This window comes from Bartonella sp. AP331QHHD (genome assembly GCF_042195905.1).
Lineage (GTDB): Bacteria > Pseudomonadota > Alphaproteobacteria > Rhizobiales > Rhizobiaceae > Bartonella.
This window is the reverse complement of sequence record NZ_JBHIPG010000064.1, coordinates 1-16567: the sequence shown is the minus strand read 5'-3', so window position 1 is coordinate 16567 and position 16567 is coordinate 1. Positions and strand designations below refer to the sequence as shown.

Genomic DNA, 16567 nt, shown 5'->3' with positions numbered 1-16567 from the left:
TCATATACATCATTTAACTTGATTGAGTTCTTTTGTTAAACGTAAATCTTCTTCTGCTTTTGGTCTTATAAAACGCCCTAAAAAAAGATAAACAACCGGTGTGACATAAAGCGTAAAAATAGTTGCTAAACCTAAGCCACCAACGATAACCCAACCTAAGGCTATACGAGCTTCTGCGCCAGCACCTTTGGCCAAAACCAAAGGAATACCTCCTAAAATGGCACAAATCATTGTCATACAAACTGGACGAAGGCGAATGTTTGCTGCTTCTTCTACGGCTTCACGCACGCTTCTTCCCTGATCGCGTAATTGATCTGCAAATTCAACAATGAGAATACCATTTTTTGCCATAACACCAATTAACAAAATTAATCCAATTTGGCTGTAAATATTAAGACTTACACCACTTAATAGCATAGCAATTACAGCACAACCAATCCCTAATGGGACAGTGGCCATAATAATGAATCCTGAAATAAAGCTTTCAAACTGAGCAGCCAAAATCAATAAAATAATCAAAAAGGCAATGCCAAAAACAATCATAAAATTGGAAGATGTTTCATTAAGCGTTTCGGCTTCCCCTAAGGGAACCAAGTAGGTTCCTTTTGATAACAAAGGAGAAGCAATTTTCTGTACAGTTTGGTAAGCTTCCCCTAAAGCGATATCTGGAGCAAGATTTGCGCTTAAAATAACAGCACTCATGCGTTTTTCCCGTTTTAATTGAGGAGCAATAGCTTTTTCATGTAAACGCGCAATAACCGATAAAGGAACATATCGATTGTCTTTGGTTTTTAAAAAAATATTTTCTAAATCGCTAGGACTCTTCATAGAATTTGTACGCGATATCAATTTAACATCGTAAGAATGATCATCCACGTTAATGGAACCAATCTTTTTACCATCCAACATTGTTTGTAATGTATCGCCCAAATTGGTGATATCAATCCCTAAATCGGAGGCTTTTTTTCGATTGATTTCAATAAAAAATTGCGGTTGTGTTGCATCAACAGTAAGGCGTGGGCGAATAAAACGCGGATCATCTTGTAAAGCACTTACCAGCTTATCAGCAATGGGTTGTAATATTGCATAATCATTGCCAAGAATTGCAAATTGCAACCCTTGCCCAGTTCCGCTCACACCTAGAGAATTTCCCTGCGCAGCAAACACAAAAACTGCGGGAAACTGTTTAACCTTTGCATTAATATCTTTCACGATTTCTTGCTGACTCCGTAAACGTTTATCCCAAGATGAAAGCAATAAAATCAAAAAAGCAGTATTGGGTGAACCGCCAGCACCCGCAATAGAGTAACTGTTAGCAATCTCCCCTGCATCACGTAATGGCTGTAGACTTGCTTCAATTTGCTCTATTTGCTCGTTCAAATATTGTGTTGAAATACCTTGTGGTCCATTAATAACCAAAAAGATCACAGCTCTGTCTTCTGCTGGCGTTAATTCCTGTTGTAGCTTCGTATAGCCTCCAACACAAAGACCCGCAAAAATAAGTGAAGCAAAAACAACAGCCCAAGGCTTTTCTAAACACTTATGCAAACTGTAAGTATATGCCTTATGAAAAAAAGTACCTAATTTATATAAAAAAGCAAAATGATGGGACTTTTCCTCTTTTTCCTCAATATGTTCTTTGAGAAAACGCGAAGCCAACATTGGACAAAGCGTTAAGGCAACAACTGAAGAAAGCAAAATAGAAATTGCCAAAACAAAACCAAATTCTCTAAAAAGACCTCCAACTTGCCCAGGAAGAAAGGAAATAGGAACAAACACAGCCACTAATGTCAATGTTGTTGCTAAAACAGCAAAAAACACTTCACGTGTTCCTATCACCGCTGCTGCTCTGGAACCTAATCCCATATTGCGCCACCGAACAATATTCTCAAGAACAACAATGGCATCATCCACAACAAGCCCTGTTGCTAAAACAAGTCCTAAAAATGTGAGAATATTCAATGAAAACCCTACAAGATAAATAGCCGCAATGGTACCAATCAAAGCGACAGGAAGAGATAAAGCAGGTATCAGCGTTACACGAATGTCTCTGAGAAAAAGAAAAATGACCAAGATAACGCTCAAAATAGCAATGACCAACGCAACTTCAACCTCATGAAGAGCGCTTTTAATAAAAATTGCATCGTCATTAATAACGTCTATATTTACAGAAGAAGGAACAATACTTTTGAGATTATCAACAACGGCTCTCACACCTTCAGAAATATTAAGAGTGTTGGATTGTGCTTTACGCACGATACCTAATCCAATACCTGTCTTTCCATTGATACGAAGAATAACTGTTTCTATATCCGGCGATAAAGTAACATGCGCAACATCACCAAGATGCACATGAGGCTTTAAAACAACTTGTTCAAAAGATTCTGGTGTTGTTAAACGTGCAGTAGCACGTACAACTAAAGTTTGCTTAGAATTGCGTAATGACCCTACTGGCACATCTGTTGTCATATCAGCAAGAACACGTGAAATATCTGCTACAGTTAATCCATAACTTGCAAGTTTTGCTTGATCTATATCAATCTGAAAAATCTTTGTGCGAGCACTATCGACCTGTACATCACCAACACCATCAACAGCAGAAATAGCATCAACAATCTGATCGTTTACAATCGTGGTTAAATCATCAACACTCATTGTTGGTGACGTCACAACCAAATACATCATGGCAGCAGCATTCGAATCTGCTTTAATAATCAAAGGCGAATCCGCATCTTTCGGTAAAGAATAGGTAACACGAGAGAGAGCATCACGAATATCAGATGCTGCAACATTCAAATCAACACCGACATTAAAGTTAATCTTCACACGGGAGCGTCCAAAAGAAGACGTTGAAGAAATCGTCTTAACACCTGAAACACGAGAAACAGCATCTTCTATAACTTTTGTAACTTCACGATCAATTGTTTCTGCCGATGCACCAGAAAACATCGTCACAATCGTTGTTACAGGAGTATCAACATCGGGTAATTCTCTTACATCAACATTTAACCATGCTGCAAATCCTGCAATGATGATCATAGCATTTAAAACAAAAGTAAAAACCGGTCTGCGAATAAATAAGGTAATGAGACCACCTTGCTCCACCTTTGACATAGGCTGTTTTGTGCTCAATTCTTGGCTCATTGTATATCCGTTCCATAACCTACTGATAATTGCTGTTGATGAGACTTTGGATCATCAATAGTTACCTTACTTCCTGGATAAAGCATTTGCACCCCTTGAATGACAACTTGATCACCATTTTCTAGGGGAGCTTTCACGAAAACATGATCGGCTTTATGCTGAATAATTGATACGGGTATAGCCTCTACTTTTCCTTCTCTCACACGCCAAACGAATGACCCTTTACTATTCCATTGAACTGCAAGAGGATTAACGACAGGAAAAGAACCACCATGAAACTGCAAGGAAACAGAAAAGGACATACCAGACATGAGCGTATCTTTTTCATTATTGATTTCAACCTGAACATGAAGTGTGCGACTTTCTGGATCAACGATATTATCAATCGCATAAATATGACCAACAAAAGATCTATCTGGCTGCGCGATTAACGTTGCCGTTACCTCATCTCCTTTATGGATGCGCGACACATATCGTTCAGGGGCCCATATATCGACCAAAATACGTTCTCTATTCTCAATACGGCCTATTACAGTATTAAGGGTCACGTTATTCCCCGCATCAACGGGCAAAATACCAACAACTCCAGGAATCGGTGCTCGAATTGTTCGCCGATCGAGATCTAATTCAGCATTACGCAAAACTAAATTTGCGTTATCCAACTCTAAGCGTGCCATAATTTCTTGAACTTCCGTTGCCGTATTGCTGGCGCGTAATTTAAGAATACGCGAAAGCGTCAACGCATTGTTATCACGTTGCACTTTTGCTTTTGCAGCCGCTATTTCTTCTTTTTTAGAATCAAGCTTTGCAATCACATCATCAGCTTGTACTTTTGTACCCGCTGATACAAAAAGCTTATCAATAACACCTGAGGATAAAGGGGTAAGCTCGACTTCTGCAAGAGCTTTTCCACTCCCAAGAACGTTAAGTTGTTCATAAAGATCTTGAACTTTTACAAGATCAACGACAACATTTACCGGTGGCCTTCCCATTTTTTCATTTGAAGCTTTATCCGATACTCTTGTTTTATCCACCATAGAAATGGGTTGGTCTGCACTCTTTTTTCCAGCCCAATAAGTAACCGTTAAAACAACGATTAAAAACACTAATGGAAAGCTCTTTTTTAATAACGCCATACATCCGCCCTTGCTGTGTCATGTTCATCTGAAATAGTTTTCAACAGTAATATCGGCGTTTTACACAAAAACCCAACAGCGGGTGTATATATCTTACCCCCACCGCAAAAAACACATCTCATCTCTGCTTGACTATCTTTCATAGATTAAAACGTCAAGTTAACTATCGTTCATATTGCTTTGTATAGTCATGACAAAAAAATGTTCATATCAAAACCAACTGAAGCCATAATATATTATATCCTTTTTTAAAATATATCATAAAAAAAGAGAGATTTTTTTTATGACGACTCAAGTTTCACTTGCATTTCTTTAATGAAACGATTAGGAACCCTTTTGTCTTAGACAATGTAAAAAATTGAAATGTATGCACCCGTAGCTCAGCTGGATAGAGCACCAGACTACGAATCTGGGGGTCAGGAGTTCGAATCTCTTCGGGTGCGCCATCTATCAATATCTTACTTATAAAGTCAGACTTTTTAAATTCTTTATTTTGTGATTTATTTTTACCTATCTTTGTATTTTGTTATTTCATTCTGTTGTGAGTCGTTTCTTTAGCCATTTTGCTAGAATAAGATGTTACGAGTCCTTCAATTCAGCTCTAAGTTGCTTTTATTAGCTTATAATCGTAGCGATTGCATGAGTAGCGTATGTTGTTGTTTTCTTTTTTCAATCTATGCGCTTGTTTTTGGTCTCTTCCGGATTATACTCTCTACTCAGTTAGGTAATTTTTTACGTGCTTATTTCTAATTGTTCCATAACTGGATGTTTCTGGATATTTTATTCCTAGCAGTCCCATCTTAAGAGGGACTTCAGATGTGTCGCCATAAATTCCGGTTTACCACCATGTGAAACTTTTTCAGTGTGTTGTTAGAAAGAATAAATAAACTACTTCTCAAACGTACTACTATGAAACACTTATGGTATCCATTAATGTCATCAGCATTTGTTGCAAACCAAAGCTTCTTTTCGCAATATTTTTAATTGAATTAAACGTATTTTTACTGCTTAAAAGCAAAAAGATTCTTTTTCCTAAAAAACAATAAAACTCTTCTTGTGCTTCTTTAGCATTATCTCTTGCATGGCATATCATCGATTTCTATGATATCTTAATATTTTTCTGTTCTCTATGAATTTTTCTAATTAATCCATGGAGTACAGATCTCAAACATTAATAAAAGCTGAATTTAAAGAATTTTTCCATGCCTAAAACTGATATTGAAATTGCTCGCACTGCTAAAAAGCAACATATTATTGAAATTGCACAAAAAATTGGTATTTCACATGAAAATCTCATTCCCTATGGTCATGATAAAGCTAAAATTTCTTCTGAATACATAAAATCGCTTAATAAAAATCCAGATGGTAAACTTATCCTTGTCACAGCTATCAATCCCACACCTGCCGGAGAAGGCAAAACAACAACAACAGTTGGACTAAGTGATGCTCTTAATCTTATTGGTAAAAAAACAATAGCTACCTTGAGAGAACCATCTTTAGGTCCCTGTTTTGGTGTAAAAGGTGGTGCTGCTGGTGGTGGTTATGCGCAAGTCATTCCAATGGATGACCTTAATTTACATTTTACCGGTGATTTTCATGCTATTACATCTGCTCATAATCTTCTTGCCGCAATGATAGATAATCATCTTTATTGGGGAAATACTCTAAACATTGATCCACGTCGCATTGTTTGGAAGCGCGTTCTTGATATGAATGACCGTGTATTGCGCGATATTGTCATTTCATTGGGGGGCATAACAAATGGTTTTCCACGTCAAACAGGTTTTGATATTACTGTTGCATCAGAAATTATGGCGCTTCTTTGTCTCTCTGAAAATTTAGAAAACCTTACACAAAGACTCAAAAAAATTATTGTTGCTTATCGTTATGATAAAACGCCCATTACCGTTGCTGATCTCAATGCAGAAGGTGCAATGGCAGTTCTTCTCAAAGATGCTATACAACCCAATCTCGTACAGACAATTGAAAATAATCCTGTTCTCGTTCATGGAGGACCTTTTGCCAACATTGCTCATGGTTGCAATTCAGTTATAGCAACAAAAACTGCTTTAAAACTTGCTGATTATGTTGTCACAGAAGCAGGGTTTGGAGCAGATCTTGGAGCAGAAAAGTTCTTCAATATCAAATGTAGGCAAGCAGGTATTGTACCAAATGCTACAGTGATCGTCGCAACTATTCGTGCATTAAAAATGAATGGTGGTCTGGATAAAAATAACCTGACAGAAGAAAATATCACCGCTTTAGAAAAAGGAGCTGCCAATCTTTTACGACACATAAAAAATATGAAGCACTACGGTATTCCTTGTGTTGTGGCTATCAATCATTTTGACAGCGATAGCGATGCTGAAATAAAAACATTACAAAAAATAGTTGCAACAACTGGACACAAAGCTATTATCTGTAAGCATTGGGAACAAGGTGGAAAAGGCGCTATAGAACTTGCACAAGAACTCGTTACCTTGATTGAAAAGCACGATTCTGATTTTAAAGTTCTCTATCAAGATGATATTCCACTCGTTCAAAAAATTAATTGTATTATAACAAAGCTATACGGTGGACGTGGCGCCATCATCTCAGCCCCTATTCTCAAACAACTTGAAACTTGGGAAAAAGAAGGTTTTGGCGTCTACCCTATTTGTATGGCCAAAACACCTTATTCTTTTTCTTCTGATCCCAAGCAATACGGAGCTCCTGTTGATTTTGAAATTCCCATACGAGAAGTTCGTCTCTGTGCGGGAGCCGGCTTTATTGTTGTCATTTGTGGAGATGTTATGACCATGCCGGGACTACCCCATTATCCCACGGCTGAAAAAATTCATCTTGACGAAAATGATCAAATACAAGGACTTTCATAAGTTTATAATCATGAAATCTATCATTCATTATAAAAAGCATTTTATTACAAAAAAAATAGAATTTTTAAAAGCGATATAGACAAATGTCTTATTTATATGGTATAAGTTTCTGTCCTTTTGGATATGCCTTTAAAAGGACGTAGGTTTTCCTATTATTTGTGACACTGAAAAAAGCAGGATAAATAGTGCAAGTACTCGTTCGTGATAATAATGTTGATCAAGCGCTCCGCGCGTTGAAAAAAAAGATGCAGCGTGAAGGTATCTTCCGTGAAATGAAAATGCGTAGTTATTATGAGAAGCCATCTGAGAAGCGTGCTCGTGAAAAAGCTGAAGCTATTCGTCGTACACGCAAGCTTGCTCGTAAGCGTGCACAAAGAGAAGGTTTTGTTAGTAACGGACGAACTGTTGCGGTAAAGTAATATACTTTATGATATTATATAATTGCATAAGCAATAGATAGTAAGCTACTAGAAAATTTTATCTTCATAGGCAATTGCGATGAATTGCTTGTGTAGGTTTTTATGTACAATGTTATCTAATATGTTAGTTATTTGAAAATAATAAGGTTTCTATCATAGAGGTGGTTTTTATTTCACTCTTATATTTTAAAAATAGATAACAAACTACACTTGAGATATTTAAGCGACTTTTTCCTATGTAAATTGAGTGCGGGGTGTTTTATTATCACTTTTCGCTATAATTTTCTCCTTCTGGATATCTCTTACATCACTGCTTCTTATGTACAAATTTCATGATGAACTTCTTTTTTGTCATTAAATATTCTACATCTTTCGATCATTCTAGGTCTGATTACAAAACAAAAATAACTATCGCAATATGCGATTGTGTGTAAAATATAATATCAAATTCATAATCCTCTTTCCCTTCAGTTATGTAACGAAACGATATAATTCCATAACTTTTTATATCTCTTGATTCTGTCTCTCTAAAGGATGACGAATTTCAACCACTGCACTATAGATTCTTTTTTCTTGATAAATTTCTTCTATTCATCACTTATGTAATTACCCTCATCAGTGTATCGAATAAGCCTTTCTATTTCATTCAACTTTCTTCTATACTGAGTTAGAGAAAAAGAAAATTGACAATAAACAGAGAAAACACTGTATTTTAATATGGATGAATGTGCCTTTTATTACCATTTTTGATGGAAATGTTTTTAAAATTTAAATAACGAGTTAAAGTTTTTAACGCGGAGATTTATTATTATAAGTAATCGTTTTTCATATTAAGTAATAATTCTGAATAACGTAAAGTTTCTCAACACTTTCTCATATTGAATCAATCAAGATTATTTTCTTGTACATCATAAGCGGGATTCGTATGCAAATAGAATAAAAGCTATTTAAGAAAAAACAAAAATGCTTCTTATAAACACTATGAATAATAGGAACTGCATAACATTGAAAGCTGGTAAATAGAACGATGGAGCCAGCTTATCTACCATACGGATAAGCATTATCATGGCATAAGATTAGAGTGTAGAAAATTTTATAAATGAATTATCACGAAAAAGTGTCCTGTTAAAATTAGCCCTTCATATATCAATCTACTCTATAATGTTGCTCATATTTTTACGCTTAAATGTTTTATTTATCGTATTATTTTGTTCATTCAAAACTTCTTTTCAAGCCACACAATAATCCCTTTCTGAACAGCTCTTTGTTCATAGTATGCATACATGCACTTTTACTTTGAGAAACAAACTCAAAAAAGAGATGCAATACTTTAGCCCTAATTTCCTGTACAAAAACTGCCTATGGCTCCAATATACTTTACTGTTTTATCACGCTTACAGCTACATAAAAATCTAATGTTTATTTATATCTACCCCCTCATAAACAAGATAAGCACTAAGAAATACAAACCTTTTGTTTTCCTTATTTTGATATTTTTGTAGCAATTTTTTCATCGTTTAGATCTCTTTAACGAGCAATGTGTCATACTTTTTATCAGTTTCCAGTCTTATCTTTCAGATTTTAAATTTCCAATATATGACGAAATAAAGGAGTTCGGTGTGCAAAATTCTCGTTGGTTTCGCGTTTCAATACTCATATCATGTATCTTAATAGCAATAGTCATTGTATTGGGTTCATCTCATTTGTTGCATGCACAAACATTTAATCAAAATTTAGGGCCCAGTGGTTTACCACTTCCGCGATTTGCTTCGATTAAACCCACCAGCGTTAATGTACGCGTCGGACCAGGAAGCAACTATTCAATCATTTTCACCTACAAAAAGAAGGGCTTACCTATTGAAATCATTCAAGAATATGATCAATGGCGCAAAATTCGTGATGCAGAAGGCGATGAGGGATGGGTGTATCAATCGCTTTTATCGGGAAAGCGAACTGCTATAACTATTCCATGGCAAAAAGATAAAACAAAAAGGCTGATGCTACGAAAAAACCCCACCGACAACGCAGAACTTGTGGCGGAAGTAGAACCTAACGTCATTGGTAACATCCGCCAATGTGATGGACAATGGTGCGAACTAAACATTAATAATACGCGCGGATGGCTTCAGCAACCCCAGTTATGGGGAATCTATCCTGATGAAAAAGTAAAAGGTTGGTGAATACTCAAACTCAACAAGTTTAATTTTTATTCCTCATTGAATATCCTCACTGCCTATCACAAGATTGATTTTTTGGTTTCAATCGCACGATTAAATCAACATGTGAAATTTCCATACCTTCTGGTGGCTTAGGCAAATTTCTAATAATGGGAGCTTCTTCCAAATTATAAGGAATATCAAGAATACGATTTTCGCCTTCTATATAAAAATGGTAGTGATCAGAGGTATTGGTATCAAACCAAGTTTTTGAGCCTTCTACGGCAATAATCCGTAATAATCCCGCTTCCGTAAATTGATGAAGCGTATTATAAACCGTTGCTAAAGATACAGGTACACCTGCCCTCACCGCTTCCTCATAGAGCTCTTCAGCAGTAATATGACGATTTCCTTGAGAAAAAATCATATGTGCAAGTTCCAACCGCTGACGTGTTGGACGCAGACCATTTTGACGCAAATGTTTTTCTAACATAGAAATGGAATAATATTGCACAATTTTTCCACACTCTTTTGTGAACTGCTGCTCTTCATTCATATCTAAATTGTCTGCACTCACTGACATAATTACAAACCCAAATATATTCCTGCTAAATAAGATCAAAATACAAAAAAATGGGAATAGTATGGTGTAATCTTGTATTCCATTTTTAAATAATTACCTATGTAGAATACATAAAAAAAGGCTTTTGTCATTAAAAATGATATAAAATCATTTCCCTCTCTTTAAAATTTGCTCTAAAAGTAGGTTGGGAAAAGCGCAGAAATAAAGATATATGCAAATAAATGGAGTAACAATGGCTGAACAAAAGTCTCGCTACACATATGAAGAGCTTCTAAGCTGCGCTCGCGGCGAAATGTTTGGTAGAGGTAATGCGCAATTGCCAGCACCGCCAATGTTAATGATTCATCGAATCACTCAAATTAGTGAAACTGATGGTAAATACGATAAAGGAATGGTTCGCGCCGAATTTGACATTACACCAGACATGTGGTTCTTTAATTGTCACTTTATAGGCGATCCCGTCATGCCAGGATGTCTCGGACTGGATGGTATGTGGCAATTAACAGGTTTTTTTCTTGGTTGGCTAGGCGAACCAGGCAAAGGAAGAGCAATATCAACAGGTGAAGTAAAGTTATCAGGGATGGTAACTCCACAAACCAAAATTCTTGAATATGAAATAGATTTTAAGCGTATTCGACGTGGAAATTTAGTCTTAGGAATAGCTGATGGGTGGCTAAAAGCAGATGGAGAGACTATTTATAAGGCGAACGATTTACGTGTTGCTTTATTCAAAGAAGATTGAACGTTATTTCCGTCAGAAAGAACTTTTCACTATTCTGTATGGAACGAGGAGGTATGAATGCGTCGAGTTGTTGTAACCGGAATGGGAATTGTCTCCGCAATTGGAAATAACCCTGGAGCTGTTTTAACCAGTTTACGTGAAGCAAAATCCGGAATTTCTTACGCACCTCAATATGCTGAATTAGGCTTTCGTAGCAGAGTTTATGGCAAGCCCGATATTAATATAGAAGAACTCGTAGATCGACGTGCTCTACGTTTTCATGGGCGTGGAACAGCATGGAATCACATCGCTATGGATCAAGCAATTGCTGATGCGGGTCTAGAACCGCATGAAGTATCGAACGAACACACGGGTATTATTATGGGTTCTGGAGGTGCTTCAACACATTCAATCGTAGAAGCTGCTGACATTACACGCCAAAAAGGCCCAAAACGTGTTGGACCTTTTGTTGTCCCTAAAGCGATGAGTTCTACAGCATCTGCAACATTAGCAACTTTCTTTAAAATAAAGGGGATCAATTATTCAATCTCTTCAGCTTGTGCTACCTCCAATCATTGTATTGGTAATGCTTACGAAATGATTCAATATGGTAAACAGAAGCGCATCTTTGCCGGTGGCTGCGAAGATTTGGATTGGACACTATCTGTTTTATTCGATGCCATGGGCGCTATGTCCAGCAGATATAATGACATTCCTCACAAAGCTTCACGTGCTTATGATGTTAATCGTGATGGTTTTGTCATTGCTGGAGGTGCTGGCGTTTTAGTCCTTGAAGATTTAGAACTTGCTAAAGCACGTGGTGCAAAAATCTACGGAGAAATCGTTGGATACGGTGCGACATCCGATGGACATGATATGGTTGCCCCATCAGGAGAGGGAGCAGAACGATGCATGCGCATGGCCCTTGCAACAGTCGATAATAAAATTGATTATATCAATCCCCATGCGACAGCAACTCCTGTTGGTGATCCTCCTGAGATAGAAGCTATCCGTCGTGTTTTTGGAGCAGGTGATCAATGCCCCCCCATTTCCGCTACCAAGTCTCTAACAGGACATTCCTTGGGAGCAGCAGGTGTTCACGAAGCAATCTATACATTGTTAATGATGAATCATAATTTTATTTGTGAAAGTGCCCATATTGAAGAACTTGATCCAGCTTTTGCTGATATGCCAATCGTTCGTGAACGACGTGATCATCAACAACTGAATACCGTATTGTCGAATACTTTTGGCTTTGGCGGTACCAATGCAACGCTTGTTTTCCAACGTTATGTATAAACAAAAGCTCTTAGTAATTGAAAAAAGTACGGTCTTACGGAGAATAATATGAAAGGTTTGATGGAGGGCAAACGCGGCCTTATTATGGGAATTGCGAATGACCATTCAATTGCTTGGGGCATTGCCTGTCAGCTCGCACAAGCAGGAGCGGAATTAGCGTTGACTTATCAAGGAAATGCTTTTGGAAAACGTGTTCATCCCCTAGCAGATAAACTTGGCTGCAAATTAGTGCTAGAGTGTGACGTTGAAAAAAGTGAAAATATTGATTACGTCTTTGAGCAACTTGAAAAAGAATGGAAAACAATTGATTTTATTGTCCATGCCATTGGTTTTTCAGATAAAACTCAGCTAAAAGGGCGTTACGTTGATGTTACAACACGTGAAAACTTTCAACGCACGATGGTTATTTCAGCTTATTCCTTTACTGAAATTGCCCAGCACGCGGGTAAGCTTATGCCCAATGGAGGAACACTTTTAACTCTTACCTATGGTGCTTCACAGCAAGTTGTGCCTAATTATAACATCATGGGTGTTGCTAAAGCAGCTTTAGAAGCTATGGTACGTTATTTAGCAGCGGACTTTGGTCCTCAAAATATTCGTGTCAATGCGATTTCCGCTGGTCCTGTTAGAACTTTAGCAGGTAATGGTATTGCAGCTGCACGGGCAATATTTTCACATCAACGCCGTAATGCCCCATTACGGCGTACCGTAGATATTCATGAAATTGGAAAATCTGCTCTTTATCTACTCTCTGACTTATCATCAGGTGTTACAGGTGAAATCCATTATGTTGATTCAGGCTATAACATCATGTCTATGCCAATACTTGAAGAACTGAAAAAAAGTGACGATTCCCAAGAAGAATAAAATTTATTTCATTGCACTAAAAAAGAAAATCAATCATGTACATAGTGCTTTAATCGGGTATTGAGTACTTTCTCAGCTATATAATAGTGTATTGACTTATAATAATATGACGTAAGGAATATGTGCAAATGTTTGTAAGAATAAGTCAATACAAAACCAGATGTACGATGCCTTGTTTCGCAAAATATTTTATAAAAGCCGGAATATTTCTTCAATCCATGGTTGATAAAGTGTGTATTTTATGACGTTATTTACCTTACTAAAGCATACGCTTTTGCCATTGCTTATAAATCAATATCCAACCCTCATGCCACCGCAGTTTGAAACAGAGATTAGAGAATTATTAAAACCCTTAGTTTCAGCTTTTGTGTAGCAAATTGAAAAAAATATTCCTACCGTTTGATTTATTCTTGAAACGCAAATACAATCTAATTTAGGATGAATATGAAGGCGTAAAGAAATCAATCATTAATCTTACTATTGTTCTTTAATGAAAGCATTGCTCTGATGTGTCAGGTAAAATAGAACACCCAAAAACACTATAGCTGTTTCTCCTTCATGCATTTTTTAAAGATATCTCTCAATGCACGCCATTCCATTTCACAATGGTACCTGTAGAACGTATAAAAAATCCTTGTGAAGTACATAAAATCCTTTTTTTACCACCATTTTAATGTTTATATAGATGACAAACCGACACCGTCATTTTACTTGCCATGTTCTAATATTGAAACAACCTTTGACACTTGAGATGATTCATTAGAAGTATCTTTAATAATTTTTATCCACATACTAACCCGCTTGTGACAAGCAAACATATATTTTTAATTAACTCAATACAAAAATAAAATGAATTATTTATATAAATCAATTTTTTATCTTTATAATCACATTATTTTTCAGTTTAAATGACAGCCACAAACAAGTACAATAACATTTTTTCAATCTTAGACTTTCAAAGTTATAATTCCAAAAATCATTTCTTGCATATAAAAAACAGAATTGACATGTGAGAAAATAAAAGGCTTAAATATCTCTACTGAACAGCTTCAAGTGCCAAGAGCTGTCTCACAACATTTGGGGGTGTAATGATGCTCGTCTTCCTCCTTCATAAACATAAAGATGGGGATGTGCACAATAGCTTTATCGGTTACACTATTCACGGTCACCGTCGCAAATTGGACTTAGGATTTTTAAGAGAGGTCTCTTTAAAACAAGCACGTGAATATATAACAGCAATCGTGTTTTTTTGGACGTTCTATTTTACCTGACACATCAGAGAAATGCTTTCATTAGAAAATGAGAAAAATAAAGGTGTGAGATAATCTCCATTATTTAAAAGATATTGCTTTAGATAGCGTAAAACTGAATTTAAAAATGATTGTAGAAATGGGAACCGATTTTCAGCTTTAAAATTTCATCTTCTTCCCAAATTAGATTGTCTTCTTGTTTTAAAGAATTACAAAAACAGAGATTCACAATATCCCTGCCCCGATATTCTTAGCTTATACGTTACATAAATAAGATGCTTCTACCTAATGAGTCTTGTACTATTCTGTTTGCAAATATCATTGTGAGATGAATTTAAGAGACAATAAAAATATCTTGTTCATTACATTACATAAACATGTGTAAGTGGAAACGATAATTTATCTTAAAAGAGATAGCTCTTAGACAAAAGCCAAAACTTTTATATTTCAGCCATGTTTCATAAAGAATCGAATGATATGAATCTATAATTTTCTGGAATATGACTGCCTTATACAACCATCAATAAAATCTATTTTATATGTCTATCATAGCATGTTTCTATTTTTTACGATTGGAATTATTAAAAAACAGGATATTATTGAATTTCGTCCTTGAGGGCGCGGCTTAGTAATGTGTTTGCCGCTTCAGTTATATTTTTACCACAATAGAGAATTTGATAAATTTGTTCTACAATGGGCATTTCTACCCCAATACGCTGCGCCAACGTATATACTTCCTTGGTATTTAAGTATCCTTCCACAACCTGACCAATTTGTTTTTCTGCTTCTTTTATATCTATTCCTTTACCAAGAAGTATTCCAAAACGGCGATTACGCGACTGATTATCAGTACATGTCAAAACCAGATCACCTAAGCCTGTCATTCCCATAAATGTGGAAAGCTCAGCACCCATAGCCCCCCCTAAACGACTGATTTCAGCTAGTCCTCGTGTGATAAGAGCTATTCGTGCATTTGCCCCAAAACCTATGCCATCTGATATTCCTGCACCAATAGCAATAACATTTTTGACGGCCCCCCCTAATTGAACACCAATCATATCTGAACTTTTATAAACTCTAAAAGTTTTGTCACAATGAAAAAGTTGCTGCAATTCTTTACCAAACTCAACATCAGAAGCTGCTATCGTCATTGCAGTAGGCCAACCAATAGCTAGTTCTTGCGCAAAAGTTGGTCCAGAAAAAACAGCTAAAGGAATTTTTTCACCTAAAATCTCACGAGCAACCTCTTGTAAGAAACGTCCAGTACCATGTTCTAAACCTTTTGTAGCCCAAATAACGCGTGAATGCTGATCTAAATAAGGCTGAATATTATACAAAACTTGATGAAATACATGGCTTGGAACAGCGATTAATATATTGTGACTTGCCGTTATTGCAGTTTCAAGGGAAGCTTCAAGTAATAAATTTTCAGGAAATCGAACATCGGGTAAATATACTTGATTACAACGTTGTTCCTGTAATTCTTTGATATGTTGAGGACTATATCCCCAAAGTAAAACATTATGACCATTACGGGCAAGAGCTATCGCTAATGCAGTACCAAAAGAACCAGCACCTATAACTGTCATTGCAACGGTTTTCATTAAATTTTCTGATTATTCTCTAAATTTTTGATTTCAATTGCATATTATTATTACAAATAATTTTAATGCTATCTTTAATATAAATTCTTTAAATCTAAAAATATTACTGCTTCGTAGCTTTTTTATCTCACACAACATAAAAACTTGTTTCGCACATTCTCTTTCTTTGTAGTAAATTTTACAAATATCACTTTTTGTATATTCTACAAATAGCTATTTGTCTCAAAAATTAAAGCTTGACTAAATACCCCACGGACTTTCTTTTTTAAATTAAAAGTATATTCAAAATAATGATACTCATTCCACTGATATCTTGTACTTATCTCCTGCTTTATATCCTACAAATTTCTTCTACGAAGCTGATACATGCCGCATCAGCTCCGTAGATATTTCTAACAACTACTCCACAGGAAACTGCGTATTTGGATCTTGATCCATGGGCATTTCTGAACCAGGTGCTTGATCTACAGGAGTTTGCGTACTTAGACCCTGCCCCATGGGCATTTCTGAAC

Annotated in this window: 10 protein-coding genes and 1 tRNA gene; 7 read left to right on the top strand and 4 right to left on the bottom strand. The window is 36.2% G+C overall.

Annotated features, from left to right (window positions below; translation table 11 throughout):
* Positions 1–9: 9 nt before the first annotated feature.
* Positions 10–3144: an efflux RND transporter permease subunit gene (locus ACFIMS_RS08050; protein ID WP_375696595.1), complete on the bottom strand. Its 3135-nt coding sequence runs from the start codon at positions 3142–3144 to the stop codon at positions 10–12.
* Positions 3141–4280: an efflux RND transporter periplasmic adaptor subunit gene (locus tag ACFIMS_RS08045; protein ID WP_375628415.1), complete on the bottom strand. Its 1140-nt coding sequence runs from the start codon at positions 4278–4280 to the stop codon at positions 3141–3143. The genes ACFIMS_RS08050 and ACFIMS_RS08045 overlap by 4 nt, the downstream gene beginning before the upstream one ends.
* A gap of 369 nt (positions 4281–4649) precedes the next feature.
* Between ACFIMS_RS08045 and ACFIMS_RS08040 the strand changes: the two genes are divergently transcribed.
* From ACFIMS_RS08040 to ACFIMS_RS08025, 4 genes are all read left to right on the top strand, one after another.
* Positions 4650–4726: transfer RNA gene (locus tag ACFIMS_RS08040), tRNA-Arg, on the top strand.
* A gap of 756 nt (positions 4727–5482) precedes the next feature.
* Positions 5483–7156, top strand: a complete 1674-nt coding sequence (locus ACFIMS_RS08035; protein WP_375611441.1) for a formate--tetrahydrofolate ligase — start codon at positions 5483–5485, stop codon at positions 7154–7156.
* Positions 7157–7341: 185 nt separating this feature from the next.
* Entirely contained in the window at positions 7342–7575 is a 234-nt protein-coding gene (gene rpsU, locus ACFIMS_RS08030) for a 30S ribosomal protein S21 (protein ID WP_012754552.1), read from the top strand.
* Positions 7576–9194: 1619 nt separating this feature from the next.
* Entirely contained in the window at positions 9195–9755 is a 561-nt protein-coding gene (locus tag ACFIMS_RS08025) for an SH3 domain-containing protein (RefSeq protein ID WP_375612838.1), read from the top strand.
* Between the two features lie 46 nt (positions 9756–9801).
* Here ACFIMS_RS08025 and irrA read toward each other — a convergent pair whose 3' ends face one another.
* Positions 9802–10314, bottom strand: a complete 513-nt coding sequence (gene irrA / locus ACFIMS_RS08020; protein WP_375612837.1) for an iron response transcriptional regulator IrrA — start codon at positions 10312–10314, stop codon at positions 9802–9804.
* Between the two features lie 232 nt (positions 10315–10546).
* Between irrA and fabA the strand changes: the two genes are divergently transcribed.
* Genes fabA through fabI form a run of 3 tightly spaced genes read left to right on the top strand, consistent with a single transcriptional unit; the run spans position 10547 to position 13201 of the window.
* On the top strand, positions 10547–11056 hold the full coding sequence (gene fabA, locus ACFIMS_RS08015; protein ID WP_273722474.1) for a 3-hydroxyacyl-[acyl-carrier-protein] dehydratase FabA: 510 nt from the start codon (positions 10547–10549) through the stop codon (positions 11054–11056).
* A 57-nt stretch (positions 11057–11113) separates the two neighbouring features.
* Positions 11114–12334 (top strand): beta-ketoacyl-ACP synthase I, encoded by a 1221-nt coding sequence (gene fabB / locus ACFIMS_RS08010; protein ID WP_375628420.1) that lies wholly within the window; start codon positions 11114–11116, stop codon positions 12332–12334.
* A gap of 48 nt (positions 12335–12382) precedes the next feature.
* Positions 12383–13201 (top strand): enoyl-ACP reductase FabI, encoded by an 819-nt coding sequence (fabI, locus tag ACFIMS_RS08005; RefSeq protein ID WP_375681212.1) that lies wholly within the window; start codon positions 12383–12385, stop codon positions 13199–13201.
* 1846 nt (positions 13202–15047) lie between these two features.
* On the opposite strand, the gene gpsA is transcribed toward fabI, so the two are convergent.
* Complete coding sequence (gene gpsA / locus ACFIMS_RS08000) at positions 15048–16055, bottom strand: NAD(P)H-dependent glycerol-3-phosphate dehydrogenase (RefSeq protein ID WP_375652409.1); 1008 nt, start codon at positions 16053–16055, stop codon at positions 15048–15050.
* Positions 16056–16567 lie beyond the last annotated feature (512 nt).

Bases quoted from the DNA above. Each gene is read 5' to 3' on its own strand.
- ACFIMS_RS08050 (WP_375696595.1), bottom strand. From the start codon at position 3,144: ATGAGCCAAGAATTGAGCACAAAACAGCCTATGTCAAAGGTGGAGCAA.
- ACFIMS_RS08045 (WP_375628415.1), bottom strand. From the start codon at position 4,280: ATGGCGTTATTAAAAAAGAGCTTTCCATTAGTGTTTTTAATCGTTGTT.
- ACFIMS_RS08035 (WP_375611441.1), top strand. From the start codon at position 5,483: ATGCCTAAAACTGATATTGAAATTGCTCGCACTGCTAAAAAGCAACAT.
- irrA (WP_375612837.1), bottom strand. From the start codon at position 10,314: ATGTCAGTGAGTGCAGACAATTTAGATATGAATGAAGAGCAGCAGTTC.
- fabA (WP_273722474.1), top strand. From the start codon at position 10,547: ATGGCTGAACAAAAGTCTCGCTACACATATGAAGAGCTTCTAAGCTGC.
- fabB (WP_375628420.1), top strand. From the start codon at position 11,114: ATGCGTCGAGTTGTTGTAACCGGAATGGGAATTGTCTCCGCAATTGGA.
- fabI (WP_375681212.1), top strand. From the start codon at position 12,383: ATGAAAGGTTTGATGGAGGGCAAACGCGGCCTTATTATGGGAATTGCG.
- gpsA (WP_375652409.1), bottom strand. From the start codon at position 16,055: ATGAAAACCGTTGCAATGACAGTTATAGGTGCTGGTTCTTTTGGTACT.